Here is an 18,470-nt window from a genome sequence, read left to right on the forward strand (position 1 = left end):
CGCACTCGCCAGAAAACTCCTGGTCATCCTCAATGCAAAAGCACGCGATGCGCGCAACGAGTTCGTAATTGCAACTTGACACCCCAGATAGTCGCTCTCCCCCGATCGACGGGGTAGAGGAAGGGGCGCGAACCTATTGCCGCCAACTCTCGTCCAACGCGGCTTCCTTTCCCTCCGGAGGGGGGAAAGGTGGCGCTGCGAAGCAGCGACGGATTGGGGGAAGCCGGTCGTCAAACGAGCAGCCGATGACAGCTGAGCACGACCGACTTGGCCTCATATCAACGTCATTCAGACAATCATGGTGTGGTCTCACTCCACGATCGCAATGGCAAAGCCGTCATAGCCCTTGGCGCCAACGGTCTGGATGGCGGTGCCGTCCAGACGCTTCTCGCTGCCGATGAACGAGAATGCGGCGCGTGCCCCTTCGACATTGGCGTCGCGGCCATCTTCATTCACCACGGCACCGTCGCGTATGACATTGTCGCAGACGATGACGGTTCCGGGCCGCGACAACCGCATGGCCCAGGACAGGTAGTGCGGATTGTTCGGCTGTCGGCATCGATGAAGATGAAGTCGAATGGCCCGGCATTCTCGGCGCCAAGTGCTGCAAGTGACTGAAGGGCAGGCCCGACCCGCAGTTCCACCCGCTCCGAGACGCCTGCCCGCTCGAAATTCGATCGCGCGACGCTGGCGTGATGCGGATCGAGTTCAAGCGTCACGATCTTGCCGTCGGCAGGCAGTGCGCGCGCCATCCAGATGGTCGAATAGCCGCCCAGCGTGCCGATTTCGAGAACCTTTTTGGCTCCCCGCATCCGCGCAAGAAGGGAAAGCAGCTTGCCCTGCGCCGGCGACACGTCGATCGCCGGCAGGCCCTGATCGTGGTTGGCCGCCAGAACGGCATCAAGCACGGGGTCCGCCTCAAACAGGGAACCGACGATGTAGTCGTCGACTGCCGCCCAGCTTCTTTTGCTCATCGTTTTCTTCTCCGATCCAATTGGAGACCTAAACGCGAAAAGGGGCCATTCGGCCCCTTTTCCTCTTCCCTTTCCGTCCGCTTACTGCGCGGCGGTTGTCATGTCGGCCAGCATCGGCTCGGCGACTTCCACACCCGAGGCCTTGCGGCGCTCGTCGATGATCAGTTCGTCGCGCGAGGTGGCGATGCGCCGAATCTGGCTCATCGTGCCGCCGGTGCCGGCCGGGATAAGCCGGCCGACGATGACGTTTTCCTTCAGTCCCTGCAGCATGTCGGTCTTGCCGGCAACCGCGGCTTCCGTCAGCACTCGGGTCGTCTCCTGGAAGGAGGCGGCCGAGATGAAGGATGGCGTCTGCAGCGATGCCTTGGTGATGCCGAGCAGCACCGGCAGGCCTTCGGCCGGCTTCTTGCCGTCCTCGACCAGACGCTCGTTGACCTCTTCCAGTTCGATCACGTCGACATGATCGCCCGGGATGTAGGTCGAGTCGCCCTGCACCGTGATCTCGACCTTCTGCAGCATCTGGCGAACGATCACCTCGATGTGCTTGTCGTTGATCTGCACGCCCTGCAGACGATAGACTTCCTGGATCTCGTTGACAAGGTAGGAAGCAAGTGCCTCCACGCCCTTGATCGCCAGGATGTCGTGCGGCGCCGGATTGCCGTCGAGGATGTAGTCGCCCTTCTCGATGACGTCGCCGTCCTGGAGATGGAACGGCTTGCCCTTCGGGATCAGGTATTCGACCGGCTCAAGCGTCGAGTCATGCGGCTCGATGATGATGCGACGCTTGTTCTTGTAGTCGCGGCCGAAGCGGATCGTGCCGTCGATCTCGGCGATGATGGCGTGATCCTTCGGACGACGTGCCTCGAACAGTTCGGCAACACGCGGCAGACCGCCGGTGATGTCCTTGGTCTTGGCGCTTTCCATCGGAATACGCGCCAGCACGTCGCCGGGACGAACCTGCGAGCCCGGCTCGACCGAAAGAATGGCCTCGACCGAGAGCAGGAAGCGGGCGTCGCCGCCCTTCGACAGCTTGCCGACCTTGCCCTTGGCGTCCTGGATCGCGATCGCCGGCTTCAGGTCGTTACCGCGTGGCGTCGAGCGCCAGTCGATGACCTCACGCTTGGTGATGCCGGTCGACTCGTCGGCCGTTTCCTGAACGGAAATGCCGTCGACCAGATCCTCGTACGACACCCTGCCCTCGATTTCGGTGAGGACTGGACGGGTATAGGGATCCCACTCGGCGATACGCTGGCCGCGCTTCACCTTGTCACCATCGTCCACGAAGATGCGCGAACCATAGGTGAGACGGTGCGAGGCGCGCTCCTTGCCGGCTTCGTCGAGGATCAGCACCGCCATGTTGCGGCCCATGACCATCTGCTGGCCGTCGGAGTTGCGCACCACGTTGCGGTTGCGGATCTCGACCTTGCCCTCATACGAGGCTTCAAGGAACGAGCTGTCCACCACCTGCGCGGTACCGCCCATGTGGAAGGTACGCATGGTGAGCTGCGTGCCCGGCTCGCCGATCGACTGCGCCGCGATGACGCCGACAGCTTCACCCTGGTTGACCGGGGTGCCGCGGGCCAGATCGCGACCGTAGCAGACCGCGCAGACGCCAACCCTGACTTCGCAAGTCAGTGCCGAGCGGATGCGGACCGACTGGACGCCGGCCTTTTCGATCTGTTCCACGTCACGCTCGTCCATCAGCGTTCCGGCCTTGACCAGGATCTCGCCCGACACCGGATGTGTGATGTCGTCGAGCGACGTACGGCCCAGCACGCGCTGGCCGACCGAAGCGACGACCTGACCGGCATCGACGATCGGCTGCATGGTGAGGCCCTTGTCGGTGCCGCAGTCGACGGAGTTGACGATGCAATCCTGCGCCACGTCGACCAGACGACGGGTGAGGTAACCCGAGTTCGCCGTCTTCAAGGCGGTGTCGGCCAGACCCTTGCGGGCGCCGTGGGTCGAGTTGAAGTACTCGAGCACGGTCAGGCCTTCCTTGAAGTTCGAGATGATCGGCGTTTCGATGATTTCACCCGACGGCTTGGCCATAAGGCCGCGCATGCCGGCAAGCTGACGCATCTGGGTGGGCGAGCCACGCGCACCGGAGTGCGACATCATGTAGATCGAGTTCATCGGCTTCTGACGGCCATTGTCCTCGAACTCGACCGCCTTGATGCGGGCCATCATCTCGTCGGCGACCTTTTCCGAGCACTTGGCCCAGGCGTCGACGACCTTGTTGTACTTCTCGCCCTGCGTGATCAGACCGTCATTGTACTGCTGCTCGTATTCCTTGGCCAAAGCCTCGGTGTCGGAGACCAGCTTGATCTTGGCATCCGGGATCAGCATGTCGTCCTTGCCGAACGAAATGCCGGCACGGCAGGCATGGCTGAAGCCGAGAGCCATGATGCGATCGCAGAAAATGACCGTCTCCTTCTGACCGCAATGGCGGTAGACGGTGTCGATCATCTTGGAGATGTTCTTCTTGGTCATCTCCTGGTTGGCGGTCTCGTAAGGCACGTTGACGTTCTTCGGCAGAAGCTCGCCGATGATCATGCGGCCAGGCGTGGTGTCATGGATCTTCGACACCACCTTGCCTTCGGCGTCGACCGTGCGGAAACGACCCTTGATCTTGGAGTGCAGCGTCACGGCCTTGGTCTCGAGCGCGTGCTGGAGTTCGCCCATGTCGGCAAACACCATGCCCTCGCCCGGCTCGTTCTGGTTGACGATCGAGAGATAGTAGAGACCCAGAACCATGTCCTGCGACGGCACGATGATCGGCGCGCCGGAAGCCGGGTGCAGGATGTTGTTGGTCGACATCATCAGCACGCGGGCTTCGAGCTGCGCTTCCAGCGACAGCGGCACGTGAACGGCCATCTGGTCGCCGTCGAAGTCGGCGTTGAAGGCCGTGCAGACCAGCGGGTGCAGCTGGATCGCCTTGCCTTCGATCAGGATCGGCTCGAACGCCTGGATGCCGAGACGGTGCAGCGTCGGCGCGCGGTTCAGCAGCACCGGATGCTCGCGGATGACCTCGTCGAGGATATCCCAGACTTCCGGACGTTCCTTCTCGACCAGCTTCTTCGCCTGCTTGACGGTCGAGGAGTAACCCTTGGCGTCGAGACGGGCATAGATGAAGGGCTTGAACAGTTCGAGCGCCATCTTCTTCGGCAGGCCGCACTGGTGCAGCTTGAGCTCCGGACCGGTCACGATGACCGAGCGGCCGGAATAGTCGACGCGCTTGCCGAGCAGGTTCTGACGGAACCGGCCCTGCTTGCCCTTGAGCATGTCGGACAGCGACTTCAGCGGGCGCTTGTTGGCGCCGGTGATGACGCGGCCGCGACGGCCGTTGTCGAACAGCGCATCGACGGCTTCCTGCAGCATGCGCTTTTCATTGCGCACGATGATGCCGGGAGCGCGCAGCTCGATCAGCCGCTTCAGACGATTGTTGCGGTTGATGACGCGGCGATAGAGGTCGTTCAGATCCGACGTGGCGAAGCGTCCACCATCCAGAGGAACCAGCGGACGCAGGTCCGGCGGGATCACCGGAACCACCTTCATGATCATCCATTCCGGACGGTTGCCGGATTCCATGAAGTTCTCGACGACCTTGAGCCGCTTCAGATACTTCTTCTGCTTCAGCTCGGAGGTGGTCGAAGCCAGTTCCGAACGCAGGTCGCCGGCGATCTTCTCCAGGTCCATGCCGGCCAGGAGGTCATGAATGGCCTCGGCGCCGATCATGGCGGTGAACGAATCCTCGCCATACTCGTCGACGGCGATCATGTACTCTTCCTCGCTGAGCAGCTGGTGCTCCTTCAGCGCGGTGAGGCCGGGTTCGGTGACGATGTAGTTCTCGAAGTAGAGGACGCGCTCGATGTCCTTCAGGGTCATGTCGAGCAGCGTGCCGATGCGCGACGGAAGCGACTTCAGGAACCAGATATGGGCGACCGGTGCCGCCAGTTCGATATGGCCCATGCGCTCGCGGCGAACGCGCGACAGCGTGACTTCAACGCCGCACTTCTCGCAGATGACGCCCTTGTACTTCATGCGCTTGTACTTGCCGCACAGGCACTCATAGTCCTTGATCGGGCCAAAAATGCGCGCGCAGAACAGACCGTCACGCTCCGGCTTGAAGGTGCGGTAGTTGATGGTCTCCGGCTTCTTGATCTCGCCGAAAGACCAGGACAGAATCTTCTCAGGGCTGGCAAGCGATATCCGGATGGAATCGAACACCTGCGCAGGCGCCTGCGGATTGAAGAGATTCATGACCTCTTGGTTCATGCCGTTCTCCTTTTCGGGGTCCTCGAAGACCCCTTGCATCTAGTCGCGAGCCAAACGCCCGCCGTCGTGTGTCGGCCACCGGCCGAAGAATTTGGTGCGCTCGGTCGCGATTTCCGCGACCGAGCGTCTTGTTTACTCGGCCGCGTCGGGCAGCCGGACAGGGTTGTCGTCGAGCTTGGTGTTCTCCAGCTCGACATTGAGGCCGAGAGACCGCATTTCCTTGACGAGAACGTTGAAGCTCTCGGGGATGCCGGCCTCGAAGGTGTCGTCGCCACGGACGATCGCCTCGTAGACCTTGGTACGGCCGGCGACGTCGTCGGACTTCACCGTCAGCATTTCCTGCAGCGTGTAGGCGGCGCCGTATGCTTCGAGCGCCCAGACTTCCATCTCGCCGAAGCGCTGGCCACCGAACTGCGCCTTGCCGCCCAGCGGCTGCTGCGTGACGAGCGAGTACGGACCGATCGAACGCGCGTGGATCTTGTCGTCCACGAGATGGTGAAGCTTGAGCATATATATGTAGCCCATCGTCACCTTGCGATCGAACGGCTCGCCCGTGCGTCCGTCATAGAGCTGCGACTGACCGCTGGTGTGCAGGCCCGCCTGCTCCAGCATGATGTTGATGTCAGCCTCATGCGCGCCGTCGAACACCGGGGTCGCGATCGAGACGCCGCGGCGCATCTGCTCGCTGAGGCGAACGATGCTCTCGTCGTCATAGTCACGAACCGGCTCGTTGCGGTCGTTGGCCGGGATGAAGCTCTCGAGCGTCTTGCGCAGCGGCTTGATGTCGCCGGCTGCCTTGTACGTGTCGATCAGCTCGCCGATCTTCCTGCCCATGCCCGCGCATGCCCAGCCCAGATGCGTTTCCAGGATCTGGCCGACATTCATGCGGCTCGGCACACCCAGCGGGTTGAGCACGATATCGGCATGCGTGCCGTCCTCGAGGAAAGGCATGTCCTCGACCGGAACGATCCGCGACACGACACCCTTGTTGCCGTGACGGCCGGCCATCTTGTCGCCGGGCTGCATCTTGCGCTTCACGGCCACGAAGACCTTGACCATCTTCATGACGCCCGGAGGCATTTCGTCGCCGCGCTGGACCTTCTCGACCTTGTCCATGAAACGCTGTTCGAGCGCCTTCTTGGAATCGTCGTACTGGCCACGCAGGGCTTCCAGTTCGCTCTGGAGCTTTTCGTTCTCCACGGCAAACTGCCACCACTGCGAACGCGGATACTCGTCGAGCGTATCCTTGGACAGCGTCGAGCCCTTCTTGAAGCCCTTCGGTCCGGCGATCGCTTCCTTGCCGACGAGCACGTCGGAAAGACGCGCGTAGACGTTACGGTCCAGGATGGCCTGCTCGTCGTCGCGGTCCTTGGCGAGGCGTTCGATCTCCTCGCGCTCGATCGCCATGGCGCGCTCGTCCTTCTCCACACCGTGGCGATTGAAGACGCGCACCTCGACGACGGTGCCGAAAGTGCCAGGAGGCATGCGCATCGAGGTGTCGCGCACATCGGATGCCTTTTCGCCGAAGATGGCGCGCAGAAGCTTCTCTTCCGGCGTCATTGGGCTTTCGCCCTTCGGCGTGATCTTGCCGACCAGGATGTCGCCCGGCTGAACTTCCGCACCGATGTAGACGATGCCGGCTTCGTCGAGGTTCTTCAGCGCTTCTTCCGAGACGTTCGGAATGTCGCGCGTGATTTCCTCCGGCCCGAGCTTGGTATCGCGCGCCATGACCTCGAACTCCTCGATATGGATCGAGGTGAAGACGTCATCGGCCACGATGCGTTCGGACAGGAGGATCGAGTCCTCGTAGTTGTAGCCATTCCACGGCATGAACGCGACCAGCACGTTGCGGCCGAGCGCCAGATCACCGAGCTCGGTCGACGGACCGTCGGCGATGATGTCGCCCTTGTTGACGAGGTCACCCATGCGAACCAGCGGACGCTGGTTGATGCAGGTGTTCTGGTTCGAACGCTGGAACTTCATCAACCGGTAGATATCGACGCCGGACTTGCCCGGATCGAGATCTTCGGTGGCGCGGATAACGATACGCGTCGCGTCCACCTGGTCGACGATGCCGCCGCGGCGGGCGCCGATGGCGGCGCCCGAGTCACGGGCGACGATCGGCTCCATGCCGGTGCCGACGAACGGCGCCTCGGCGCGCACCAGCGGCACGGCCTGACGCTGCATGTTCGAGCCCATCAGAGCGCGGTTGGCGTCGTCGTTTTCCAGGAACGGGATCAGGGCCGCGGCCACCGACACCATCTGCTTGGGCGACACGTCCATCAGATCGACGTTTTCGCGCGGCGCCATCATCACTTCGCCGGCACTGCGGCAAATGACGAATTCGTCGACGAAACCACCGTTCTTGTCGAGCTCGGCGTTGGCCTGCGCGACGTGGTGCTTGGCCTCTTCCATCGCCGAGAGATAGACGACGTCATTGGTCAGCTTGCCGTCGACGATCTTGCGGTACGGGCTCTCGATGAAGCCGTACTTGTTGACGCGTGCGAAGGTGGCCAGCGAGTTGATCAGACCGATATTCGGGCCTTCCGGCGTCTCGATCGGGCAGATGCGGCCGTAATGCGTCGGGTGCACGTCGCGCACCTCGAAGCCGGCGCGCTCGCGGGTCAGACCGCCCGGTCCAAGCGCCGAAAGGCGGCGCTTGTGGGTGATCTCCGACAGCGGGTTGGTCTGGTCCATGAACTGCGACAGCTGCGAGGAACCGAAGAACTCGCGCACGGCGGCAGCCGCCGGCTTGGCGTTGATCAGGTCCTGCGGCATGACCGTGTCGATCTCGATCGAGGACATACGCTCCTTGATCGCGCGTTCCATGCGCAGCAGGCCGACGCGGTACTGGTTTTCCATCAGCTCGCCGACCGAACGCACGCGGCGGTTGCCGAGATTGTCGATGTCGTCGATCTCGCCCTTGCCGTCGCGCAGTTCAACCAGCGTCCTGACCACGGCCAGGATGTCGTCCTTGCGCAGCACGCGCACGGTGTCCTCGGCCTTGAGCTCGAGGCGCATGTTCATCTTGACGCGGCCAACGGCCGACAGATCGTAGCGCTCACTGTCGAAGAACAGCGAGTTGAACATGGCTTCGGCGGTTTCGAGCGTCGGCGGCTCGCCGGGGCGCATGACACGATAGATGTCGAACAGCGCGTCCTGGCGGCTCTCGTTCTTGTCGACGTTGAGCGTGTTGCGGATATAGGCGCCGACATTGACGTGGTCGATGTCGAGAACCTTGATCTCGTCTTCGCCGGTGCCGAGTAGAACCTTCAGCGTCTTCTCGTCGATCTCGTCCCCGGCTTCGAGGAATATCTCGCCAGTGGCGTAGTTGACGATGTCCTCGGCCAGGTAGTTGCCGAGCAGATCCTCGTCGGTCGCCTTGATCGCCTTCAGACCCTTTTCGCCAAGCGCCCGAGCCTGACGTGCCGTGATCTTCTTGCCGGCTTCGACGACGACTTCGCCGGTATCGGCATCGACCAGGTCGCCGACGGCCTTGAGGCCGCGGAAACGCTCGACGTTGAACGGAATGCGCCAATGGTCGCCGGCGCGCTTGTAGGTGATCTTGTTGTAGAAGGTCGACAGGATTTCTTCGCCGTCCATGCCGAGCGCCATCAGCAGCGACGTCACCGGAATCTTGCGGCGACGATCGATGCGGGCGTGCACGACGTCCTTGGAATCGAACTCGATGTCGAGCCACGAGCCGCGATAGGGGATGACGCGCGCGGCAAACAGAAGCTTGCCCGACGAGTGCGACTTGCCCTTGTCATGGTCGAAGAAGACGCCCGGCGAACGGTGCATCTGCGAAACGATGACGCGCTCGGTGCCGTTGACGATGAAGGTGCCGTTCAGCGTCATGAGCGGCATGTCGCCCATGTAGACGTCCTGCTCCTTGATGTCCTTGATGGACTTGGCGCCGGTATCCTCGTCGATATCGAACACGATGAGGCGCAGCGTCACCTTGAGCGGCGCGGCATAGGTCAGGTCGCGCTGACGGCATTCGTCAACGTCGAATTTCGGTCCTTCGAACTCGTACTTCACGAACTCCAGCATCGAGGAGCCGGAAAAATCGGAGATCGGGAAGACCGACTTGAAAACGGCCTGCAGTCCCTCGTCCGGACGCCCACCCTTGGGCTCCGCCACCATCAGGAACTGGTCATAGGATGCCTTCTGGACCTCGATCAGGTTCGGCATCTCCGCAACTTCCGGAATCTTTCCGAAGAACTTGCGTACGCGTCTGCGGCCATTGAAAGTCTGGGTCTGGGCCATCGTCGCTCCTTAGCTCTAAACTCGGGACGAGCCTCGCCGCGGCTCGCCTTGCATGCTGGGCCACCTTGGCGGCAACCCTCTGTCTGTTTTCCCGGCGCCTGTCGGCGGCCGGTTAGAACGGGAGAAAACCCGTTTCCTGAAGGCCGGTTTTCGGCCCTCAGGAAAGAGGTTCTCGCAGATCTCGCGTTACGCGCTCTCCCTTCGGGCGAAGGGAGTGGCGGACGGCGCGAGGCCGCCCGCCGCTTTACGCTTACTTCAGTTCGACCTTGGCGCCGGCTGCTTCCAGCTGGGCCTTGAACTTGTCAGCGTCGGCCTTGGAAACGGCTTCCTTGACCGGCTTCGGAGCCGCTTCGACCAGATCCTTGGCTTCCTTGAGGCCAAGACCGGTGATGGCGCGGACTTCCTTGATGACGTTGATCTTCTGAGCGCCTGCCTCGGTGAGGACGACGTCGAATTCCGTCTTTTCCTCGACCGGAGCAGCTGCGGCCGCACCACCGCCAGCGGCGGCAACAGCCACCGGAGCAGCGGCGGAAACGCCCCACTTTTCTTCCAGAAGCTTCGACAGCTCGGCCGCCTCGAGGACGGTCAGCTTCGAAAGGTCGTCTACGATCTTTGCGAGATCAGCCATTGTTGTATTCCTTCATCAGGTTCGAACGTGTGTTTGTGATAGCGAGGAACGGCCTCATGCCGCCTCGTCCTTCCGGGCGTAAGCGCCGATGACGCGCGCGACCGAAGCCGCTGGCGCATTGACGATCTGGGCGATCCGGGTTGCCGGCGTGGCGATCATGCCAACCAGCCTGGCGCGCAGCTCATCGAGCGACGGAAGTGTGGCGAGTGCCTTCACACCGTCGGCATTGAGCGAGGTGGTGCCCATTGCGCCGCCGAGAATGACGAGCTTGTCATTTCCCTTGGCGAAATCGGACGCGACCTTCGGCGCCGCAATCGGATCCTCCGAATAAGCAATCAGCGTCTGTCCCTTGAACAGCTCGATGATCGATGCGGAGTCCGTGCCCTGAAGAGCGATTTTGGCGAGACGGTTCTTCGCGACTTTGACGGTGCCACCGGCGGCGCGCATTTTCGACCGAAGGTCGTTCATTTGCGCGACGGTGATACCGGCGTAGTGGGCCACGACCACTGAACCTGCGTTCGAGAACGCACCGTTCAGGCCCGTGACGAGTTCGCGTTTTTCCGCTCTGTCCACTGCCTATCTCCAGTTGACCCCAATCCTGTTAACGGGAACATCCCATTGACGAGGACAGGCGTCGGGTTGCCTTTTGTCGGCCGGGCCATCCAGTAACGGATCTCCCGAACGACGCTCGAGGATCCTGCCCCCTTTCGCCACATCGACAGTCAAGCCGGCGATGCGCAGACAAAAGGCAAACACGGTTCGAACCTTTCATTGGAGCAATCGCTCCGTTGTCCGGTCTTCACCCGTCTCATGCAGGCCCAAATCGAATTAAGGCTTCTGGGCCGCCTGCAATCTCGGACAGGATGTCCGGAAAGCCTTTCGACTTCCGGCACCGGGCCGCCAACTAGGTCGGAGGCCCGGAATTCTTTGCAGATCAGCCGTTTACCGGCCGATCTCGATCAAAACTTATCAGGACGCCACGAGTGTCGAGACGTCGAGCTTGAGGCCCGGGCCCATCGTCGAGGTGACAGACACCTTCTTGACGTAGTTGCCCTTGGCGCCAGTCGGCTTTGCCTTGGTCACCGCATCGGCGAAGGCGCGGATGTTCTCTTCCAGAGCCTTGACGTCGAACGAGACCTTGCCGACGCCGGCATGGACGATGCCAGCCTTCTCGACACGGAACTCGACGGCGCCGCCCTTGGACGCCTTGACGGCGGCGGCAACGTCGGTGGTGACGGTGCCGACCTTCGGGTTCGGCATCATGCCGCGCGGGCCGAGCACTTTGCCCAGACGGCCGACCAGCGGCATCATGTCCGGCGTGGCGATGCAGCGATCGAAATCGATCGTACCCTTCTGGACGATGTCGACCAGATCCTCGGCACCGACGATGTCGGCGCCGGCGGCGCGGGCTTCGTCTGCCTTGTCGCCACGGGCGAACACGGCGACACGCACCGAGCGGCCGGTGCCGTTCGGCAGGTTGACCACGCCGCGGACCATCTGGTCGGCATGGCGCGGGTCGACGCCGAGGTTCATGGCGACTTCGATGGTCTCATCGAACTTCACCGAGGAACGGTCCTTGAGCAGCTTCAGCGCATCACCCAGGGCATAAGCCTTGTTGGGATCGATGCCTTCGCGGGTCTTCGATACACGCTTTGCAATCTTTGCCATGATCTTAGCCCACCACTTCCAGACCCATCGAGCGGGCGGAGCCCTCGACCATGCGCATGGCCGCTTCGACGTCGTTTGCGTTCAGGTCTTTCATCTTCGCGGTGGCAATCTCGCGGACCTTGTCACGCGAAACCGTACCGGCCTTGACCTTGCCCGGCTCCTTGGAACCAGACGTCAGGTTCGCCGCCTTCTTCAGGAAGTAGCTCACCGGCGCCGTCTTCATGACGAAGGTGAAGGACTTGTCCTGATAGTAGGTGATGACGACCGGAACCGGCGATCCCTTTTCCATTTCCTGGGTCTGCGCGTTGAACGCCTTGCAGAATTCCATGATGTTGATGCCACGCTGACCAAGCGCCGGGCCGATCGGGGGAGACGGCGTAGCCGATCCCGCTTTCACCTGGAGCTTGAGCTGGCCTGCAATTTTCTTAGCCATCTCTTTTCCTGCCTTTGTCTATGCCGGTCACGCCGGCGGTTGCAGTCTGGTGGTGCGATCCATGCGGCCGGCTAAAGCCGCATTCGTCTCCCACCGTTCTCAGGCCGCGCTTCCGCGCCGCCTCCCCTGATCGCCAAACCGGCGTCAGGGATTTCGGATCAGCCCTTTTCGACCTGTCCGAATTCCAGATCGACCGGCACGGCGCGCCCGAAGATCGAAACTTCCACCTTGAGCCGCGCCCGCTCCTCGTCCACTTCCTGGACGAAACCGTTGAACGACGCGAAGGGACCGTCCGAAACGCGGATCGCTTCGCCGATCTCGAACGTGACCGAGGGCTTGGGCCGCTCGACGCCTTCCTGCACCTGGTTCAGGATGCGCTGCGCTTCCGCCTCGGTGATCGGCACCGGCTTGGAGTCACCCAGGAAGCCGGTGACCTTCGGTGTGTTCTTGACCAGCGAGAACACCGCATCGGTCAGATTGGCCTTCAGGAGCACGTAGCCCGGGAAGAACTTGCGCTCGGCATCGACCTTGCGGCCGCGGCGAACTTCGACGACCTTCTCGGTCGGAACCACGATCTGGTGGATGTCGGCGGACAGGCCCTTCTGCTTGGCCTTGTTCTCGATATCCTCGGCGACCTTCTTTTCAAAGTTCGAATAGGCGTGGACGATGTACCAGCGCGCGGTCATTTCAAGACTTCTCCGTAATCGCCGGACTTAGCGTCCGATGCCCAGAATCTGTTCGACCGCGAGGCCCATGAGCTGATCGGCGGTGAAGAAAAAGATCATCGCGATCACTGCGAAGGCCAGAACCATCACCGTCGAGATCATCGTTTCGCGCCGCGACGGCCAAGTCACCTTGGCGGTCTCCGCGCGGACCTGCTGGAGAAAGACGAAAGGATTTGTGGTTTTCGAAGCCATATGCCGCTCTGTCTTCAAGACCCGTTGGCCGGGTCTCCTGGATGATCCCGCTGGCCGGGATGTGCCGCCTGAGCGAATTTCGCGCCGAATCAGCGCAATCATTTCGCCCATGCAAATCAGACGCGTAAAGCCGGTTTCCCAGCTCCACGCGTCGCGTGTCTGTTTCGTCTACATAAAACCGATTCTTGATCCACGCAAGTGGCAAGTCTCCGCTTTATGACCAAACACCGCCTCGGAACCATCCAGTCGTTCCGTCCCGGCTATGGCGCTCTTATGCCCCAATCGACCTTATATGGCAAGCGGGTCGCCGATTTTCAAAGGCCAGACCATGGAAATATCGTTTTGAAACGCCATTTTGGGAAATGGCACGGGCAGCAGGGCTCGAACCTACGACCTGCGGTTTTGGAGACCGCCGCTCTACCAACTGAGCTATGCCCGTATCGTGCGCATGTCGGCGCAGACGGCGCTTCCTAAAAGCTTCCGCACGCTCTGTAAAGAGCGGTTCGCAAGCAAACGTGCCTTAATCCCCTGCGCCAGAATCGGGACAGCTGACGACCAGCCCGTTCGGCGGGAAGTTACTTTGGCTCCTGTGGCCGATAGGGCCGCCCGGCACGCCCCAGCCCCAGGCCGGCAACGGTTCCGTTTCGGGATCGCATGTCTCGCCGAGGTTGGAGTTCGTCTTGGCCAGACGCGATCCCCATTCGACATAGCCCATGAAGGCCGAACGGAATTCGGGATCGTCAGGCAGGCCGACCGCGTCGGCTGCATCGGCCAGGAAGCTGATCCAGCGCCGGCGCTGCTCCTCGCTCAGATGCTTGCCCAGATGGTGCATGACCATCTCGCGGTGGCCGCCGAACTGCTCGCTGTAGGTTTTCGGTCCGCCGAAAACCTCGCCGATGAAGGCCGCGACATGGGCGGGATGATCCGGCGACATGGTCTTGAACACCGGTCCGACGATCGGGTCCTGCGCCACCTTGTCATAGAAAGTCTGGGTCAGCCGGTTCAGGGCCTCGCTGCCGCCGGCCCATTCGTAGAGTGTCGGGATGTCCTGGCTCATTCTCGATCCTCCGCCTGCCTGGCGCCGCCAGCAGCGACGATAGCGGAACAATCGGAAGTGTCTCAACCTGCCTCGATGGCCAGTTCCGGCTCCGCCGCACACTACAATTTGGCCGGCGCGTCGGCCTCGGCATTGGCGGAAGGCCGGATCCGGCAATTCTCGGGTCTTGGCACCGCCTCGCAAATGGTGGCACCGGTCAGCGCGTCGACCGATTGCAGGCCGGTCGTCAGGCCGACCTTCAGCATCATGCCGGGTTCCAGCCGGCGCTCGACCGAGCGCCGCTCGATCGCCGCGAACAGGGCGGGACCGATCGCCATCTCCTCGAGATAGGCCTTGACCATCTGCTTTTGCCCCATCGGGTAGAGGCTAAGTCGCGCCTGGGGACCGACAAGCCGCCTGATGCCGCCGGCAAGCATGAGCGCGCAGGCCGAATCGCACTCCACGCCCGCATCGATGCTCAGCCCGGCATAGGCGCCCTCGTTGGCCAGGCAATTCCACGCTGCCGGGTCACAGCCGACGAAATCGGTGCGGCCAACGGCGACGTCTAGCTTCTTTTCATGGATAAGCCGTCCCGCCGCCAAGGCGCTGAACAGGTCGCCTCCCCTCGAGCTGATCACGACAGGAAGTTGCCGTTTGCCGAGCGTGGCGAGCAATTGGCGCAGCTTCTGCGGGGTCTGGGGGGTGATCGCGCCTTCCGCCGAGATCCATTCCGGGCAGTCTGGATTGCAGAGCGGATTGGTGCCGCGAACGACGACGAAGCGCATGTCTTCATCGCGCCGCGCCGCCTCGGGTTCGATCGCTAGCGTTGGCTTGGCCGCGGTCGCCGTCAGGCCATCAGGCTTGTTCCCCGGCACCTCCCGGCAATTCGCGGCCAGGCGGCCGGGCTCGCACAGGCTTGCCGCGATCAGCAGGCCAACAGCGTCCGTACTGGTGACCAGCTTCATTGCCAGCATGTCGTCGAGGGCGATCTGGTGGATTTCGCTGGCCGGGGTGCCCTTCATCGTTTCGAGCATGCTTTGTTCGATGCCCATCTGGTCCAGGTAGGCCGCCAGCTTTTTCTCCACGGACTTGCTCATCTCGTAGGTCTTGTAGCTGCCGGCGTTCTTGCGGCTGACGATCTTTGTGTTGAGGATCTTCTTCTTGCCCGCCACGATGCGGTAGGTGGTCCGGTATTGCAATTTCGTGCGGATATAGGTCGTGGTGATCTGATGGACGCCGAGATAGGCCCATTCGCCGGCCACCCGCCTGATACCGCCGGCAAACATCAGAGGACAGGCGGAATTGCACATGGCGCCATAGTCGATGACATCGCCGAAGTAGCGGGCGTCACGGTCCTGGCACCCCTTCGCGTCGGGCTGGCAGCTGGAAAACACCGTCTTGCCGATGGCGATATCGAGCTTGTTCTTGCGGATCAGCCGGCCAAGCGTCAGCGCCGCTTCGACATTGCCGCCGGGAGAATCCACGACAACGGGCAGTTTCCGCCCGCCAAGCATCTTCAGCGTGCGTTTGAAGAGAGCCGGCGTTCCGGCTTCTATCGAGCCCTCGGCCGATATCCATTCCGGGCAGATCGGCTCGCACCCCGGTGCGTTGCTGCGGACAATGCCGAACCGCATCGTCGGCCCAAGATCCGGCGCCGCATCCGCCGCAAAGGCTACCGGGCCCGTGGCAAGCAATGCCAGCAGGCAGATCAATGCCAGCGACCACAATGCCCGACAACGGTGAAGGCGCCCTGAAACCATTCTGCAAAAAGCCCCTTGATGCAACCTATACTAGACAAGGTCCAAAGGCTTGCAACAGGGTCCGAGCGACAAGGTGGCACCGGTCTCTGGGGCGAAAGAAAAGGCCGGCGAAACGCCAGGTCCCAAGGACCGTCCTTTTCTGTTTCGAACCTGACAGGCACAGGCCGGTGTAGCTATCCTTGATGGTGATGACGATGCCGGCACCGACGGTGCAGCCGCCTTCACGGATAGCGAAGCGCTTCCATGGCGATCGGCACGATCAGCTCCAATGCGGGTTAAAGCTTCGGTAGCGCGTTCGCCTCGGCGTTGGCGGCCGGCGGAAGCCGGCAGTTGTCGGCCTTGGGTGAGGATCTGCAAATGGCGGCGCCCGTCAGCGCATCCGCCGACTCCGGCCCGGTCACAAGTCCGACTTTCAGCATCATGTCTGGTTCGAGCTGACGCTCGACCGAGTTCAGCTCTATCGCGGCGAACAGACCCGGGTTGATCGCCATCTCCTCCAGGTAGGCTTGAACTATCAGTTTCTGTCCCATCGAGTACATGCTGAGCCGCGCCCTGGGATCGACCAGCCGCTTGGCGCCGCCGGCAAGCATGAGCGCGCAGGCTGAATCGCACTCCACTCCAAAGTCGCTAACCAGCCCGACATAGGCACCGTTATCAGCCAAGCAACCTGCCTGGGGCGCATCGCAGCCTACGATATTGGTGCGGGCGACGGCGACGTCGAGCTTCCGTTCATGGATAAGCCGCCCCGCCCTCAAAGCGCTGAACAAGTCGCCTCCCCGTGAGCTGATCAACAAGGGAAGCCGCTGGTTGCCAGGCACGGCAAGCAACTCGCGCAGCCTCTGCGGGGTCTGGGGCGTGATCGCGCCTTCCGCCGAGATCCATTCCGGGCAGTCGGGATTGCAGAGCGGATCGCTGCCGCGAATGACCACAAAGCGCATCTCAGGCGCCCCGTTTCCCGGCGCCGGCTCGAACGGCTTGGTAGGCAGAGCCTTGGCCGGCTTGGAAAGTGGGGCTTTAGCCTTTTCAGAAGGTGCGGTCTTCGCTTTTATCGTTGCCGCCTTGGCCAGCTTGGCGGCAGCCGTTTGTCCGCCGGCTGGCTTGTTCGCCGGTATTTCTCGGCAGTTCGGGGCCAACTTGTCCAGCATGCACGGGCTGGCGCTGGTAAACAGGTCTACGGTGTCCGTGCTGGTGGCTAATTTCATCGTCAGCATATCGTGGAGGCTGATCTGCCTGATATCGCTGGCCGGCGTCGCCTTCATTCTGTCCAGCACGCCCTGTCCGACACCCATCTCCCGGAGATAGGCCGAGATCCTCCTCGCAAACCCCTTGCTCATTTCATAGGTCTTGTAGCTGTCGCCTTGAGTGATGGTCTCTGTGGTGATCCGATATTTTTTGCCCCGTATAACGCTATAGGTGGTTCGGTACTGCCGTGTGCTGGGAAAATAAGTGGTGGTGATCTGGTGAACACCCAGATAGGCCCACCCACCGGCCACGCGGCGAACGCCGCCGGCAAACATCAGCGGGCAGGCTGAATTGCACATGGCGCCGCCATCAGAGGCAATGCCGAGATAGGCGACGCCCTTGCCGTCATTAGCCCGGCAGTCGGTCATGCCGGGCCAACAACCGGAAAACTCGGTCTTGCCAACGGCGATATCGAGCTTGTTCTTGCGGATCATCCGACCAAGCTGAAGCGCGGCGTTGACATTGCCACCCGGGGAATTGACGATAATCGGCAGTTTGCGGCGTCCGAGCGTTTTCAATACACGCTTGAGCAGAGCAGGCGTGCCGGATGCGATGGCACCTTCCGCCGAAATCCATTCCGGACAGTTGGGCTCGCAGCCGTTCGCGTTGCTGCGCACGACGACGATTCGCATCTCCGAGAAATCATCGGAAAATATCGTCGGATCGATCGAAGCCTTCGGATTGGTCCAAGTCGTCGGATCAGACAATGTCTGCGGATCGGAAAAGGTCTGCCATGTCGGCGGGGAAAAATCTTCGGCCATCGCGGCGAAGCCAGCCATCGCAATCGCGACCACCAGCGCAAGGCGAACCAGCTCGCGCCACCACCTTGCCAAAGTGTCTGAACGTCGCCCCAAAACCACGCTTGGCAAAAGCCCCCTCGATGCAATCCATAATAGTTGCGGCAACGGTACTTGCAATAGCTCTCAAACAAGCACGCAATACTTGTGCTGCGGAGCGTCGGAAACGAAAAGGGCGGCCCGAAGACCGCTCTTTTCTTGTCGATCCGGCGAATGCCGGGCTCGATTATTCCTTGATGGTGACGACGATGCCGGCACCGACGGTGCGGCCGCCTTCACGGATGGCGAAGCGCAGCTTCTCTTCCATTGCGATCGGCACGATCAGCTCGACATCGACCGTGATGTTGTCGCCCGGCATCACCATTTCGGTGCCTTCCGGCAGCGACACGATGCCGGTCACGTCGGTCGTGCGGAAGTAGAACTGCGGACGGTAGTTGGTGAAGAACGGCGTGTGACGGCCACCTTCGT

General features: G+C 61.9%; 12 protein-coding genes, 1 tRNA gene and 2 pseudogenes. All 15 read right to left on the reverse strand.

The window, feature by feature from the left end; genetic code table 11:
* Nucleotides 1-309: 309 nt before the first annotated feature.
* Nucleotides 310-974 (reverse strand): annotated as a pseudogene (locus tag NKK51_RS31460) (O-methyltransferase).
* Nucleotides 975-1,055: 81 nt separating this feature from the next.
* A complete protein-coding gene (gene rpoC / locus NKK51_RS31465; RefSeq protein ID WP_023814289.1) occupies nt 1,056-5,252 on the reverse strand; it encodes a DNA-directed RNA polymerase subunit beta' in 4,197 nt (1,398 codons plus the stop codon).
* A gap of 132 nt (nt 5,253-5,384) precedes the next feature.
* Nucleotides 5,385-9,521, reverse strand: a complete 4,137-nt coding sequence (rpoB, locus tag NKK51_RS31470; protein WP_023814288.1) for a DNA-directed RNA polymerase subunit beta — start codon at nt 9,519-9,521, stop codon at nt 5,385-5,387.
* 250 nt (nt 9,522-9,771) lie between these two features.
* A complete protein-coding gene (gene rplL, locus NKK51_RS31475; protein WP_027038853.1) occupies nt 9,772-10,149 on the reverse strand; it encodes a 50S ribosomal protein L7/L12 in 378 nt (125 codons plus the stop codon).
* 54 nt (nt 10,150-10,203) lie between these two features.
* Nucleotides 10,204-10,722: a 50S ribosomal protein L10 gene (gene rplJ / locus NKK51_RS31480; RefSeq protein WP_013531412.1), complete on the reverse strand. Its 519-nt coding sequence runs from the start codon at nt 10,720-10,722 to the stop codon at nt 10,204-10,206.
* A gap of 396 nt (nt 10,723-11,118) precedes the next feature.
* Entirely contained in the window at nt 11,119-11,817 is a 699-nt protein-coding gene (rplA, locus tag NKK51_RS31485) for a 50S ribosomal protein L1 (protein ID WP_127295767.1), read from the reverse strand.
* Between the two features lie 4 nt (nt 11,818-11,821).
* Entirely contained in the window at nt 11,822-12,250 is a 429-nt protein-coding gene (gene rplK, locus NKK51_RS31490) for a 50S ribosomal protein L11 (protein ID WP_013531410.1), read from the reverse strand.
* Nucleotides 12,251-12,408: 158 nt separating this feature from the next.
* The gene (gene nusG / locus NKK51_RS31495; RefSeq protein WP_013531409.1) at nt 12,409-12,936 is read right to left on the reverse strand and encodes a transcription termination/antitermination protein NusG; all 528 of its coding nucleotides are present in this window, start codon (nt 12,934-12,936) and stop codon (nt 12,409-12,411) included.
* 27 nt (nt 12,937-12,963) lie between these two features.
* Nucleotides 12,964-13,167, reverse strand: a complete 204-nt coding sequence (gene secE / locus NKK51_RS31500) for a preprotein translocase subunit SecE (protein ID WP_013531408.1) — start codon at nt 13,165-13,167, stop codon at nt 12,964-12,966.
* Nucleotides 13,168-13,530: 363 nt separating this feature from the next.
* A tRNA-Trp gene (locus tag NKK51_RS31505) sits at nt 13,531-13,606 on the reverse strand.
* Nucleotides 13,607-13,687: 81 nt separating this feature from the next.
* Entirely contained in the window at nt 13,688-14,224 is a 537-nt protein-coding gene (locus NKK51_RS31510) for a group II truncated hemoglobin (RefSeq protein ID WP_352556175.1), read from the reverse strand.
* 101 nt (nt 14,225-14,325) lie between these two features.
* Nucleotides 14,326-15,963 (reverse strand): COG3904 family protein, encoded by a 1,638-nt coding sequence (locus tag NKK51_RS31515; protein ID WP_352556177.1) that lies wholly within the window; start codon nt 15,961-15,963, stop codon nt 14,326-14,328.
* Nucleotides 15,964-16,138: 175 nt separating this feature from the next.
* Nucleotides 16,139-16,232 (reverse strand): annotated as a pseudogene (locus tag NKK51_RS32475) (EF-Tu C-terminal domain-related protein); the annotation flags it as partial.
* A gap of 6 nt (nt 16,233-16,238) precedes the next feature.
* Nucleotides 16,239-17,837 (reverse strand): COG3904 family protein, encoded by a 1,599-nt coding sequence (locus tag NKK51_RS31520; protein ID WP_502902530.1) that lies wholly within the window; start codon nt 17,835-17,837, stop codon nt 16,239-16,241.
* Nucleotides 17,838-18,228: 391 nt separating this feature from the next.
* Nucleotides 18,229-18,470 (reverse strand): EF-Tu C-terminal domain-related protein (locus NKK51_RS31525; RefSeq protein WP_502902529.1); only part of this gene is annotated, 242 nt, incomplete at its 5' end.

It is taken from the genome of Mesorhizobium sp. M0011, from assembly GCF_040324155.1.
Lineage (GTDB): Bacteria > Pseudomonadota > Alphaproteobacteria > Rhizobiales > Rhizobiaceae > Mesorhizobium.

What these genes read in the sequence shown, in the direction of transcription:
- rpoC (WP_023814289.1), bottom strand. Translation starts at nt 5,252, where the DNA reads ATGAACCAAGAGGTCATGAATCTCTTCAATCCGCAGGCGCCTGCGCAG.
- rpoB (WP_023814288.1), bottom strand. Translation starts at nt 9,521, where the DNA reads ATGGCCCAGACCCAGACTTTCAATGGCCGCAGACGCGTACGCAAGTTC.
- rplL (WP_027038853.1), bottom strand. Translation starts at nt 10,149, where the DNA reads ATGGCTGATCTCGCAAAGATCGTAGACGACCTTTCGAAGCTGACCGTC.
- rplA (WP_127295767.1), bottom strand. Translation starts at nt 11,817, where the DNA reads ATGGCAAAGATTGCAAAGCGTGTATCGAAGACCCGCGAAGGCATCGAT.
- rplK (WP_013531410.1), bottom strand. Translation starts at nt 12,250, where the DNA reads ATGGCTAAGAAAATTGCAGGCCAGCTCAAGCTCCAGGTGAAAGCGGGA.
- nusG (WP_013531409.1), bottom strand. Translation starts at nt 12,936, where the DNA reads ATGACCGCGCGCTGGTACATCGTCCACGCCTATTCGAACTTTGAAAAG.
- secE (WP_013531408.1), bottom strand. Translation starts at nt 13,167, where the DNA reads ATGGCTTCGAAAACCACAAATCCTTTCGTCTTTCTCCAGCAGGTCCGC.
- NKK51_RS31510 (WP_352556175.1), bottom strand. Translation starts at nt 14,224, where the DNA reads ATGAGCCAGGACATCCCGACACTCTACGAATGGGCCGGCGGCAGCGAG.
- NKK51_RS31515 (WP_352556177.1), bottom strand. Translation starts at nt 15,963, where the DNA reads ATGGTTTCAGGGCGCCTTCACCGTTGTCGGGCATTGTGGTCGCTGGCA.
- NKK51_RS31520 (WP_502902530.1), bottom strand. Translation starts at nt 17,837, where the DNA reads ATGCGAATCGTCGTCGTGCGCAGCAACGCGAACGGCTGCGAGCCCAAC.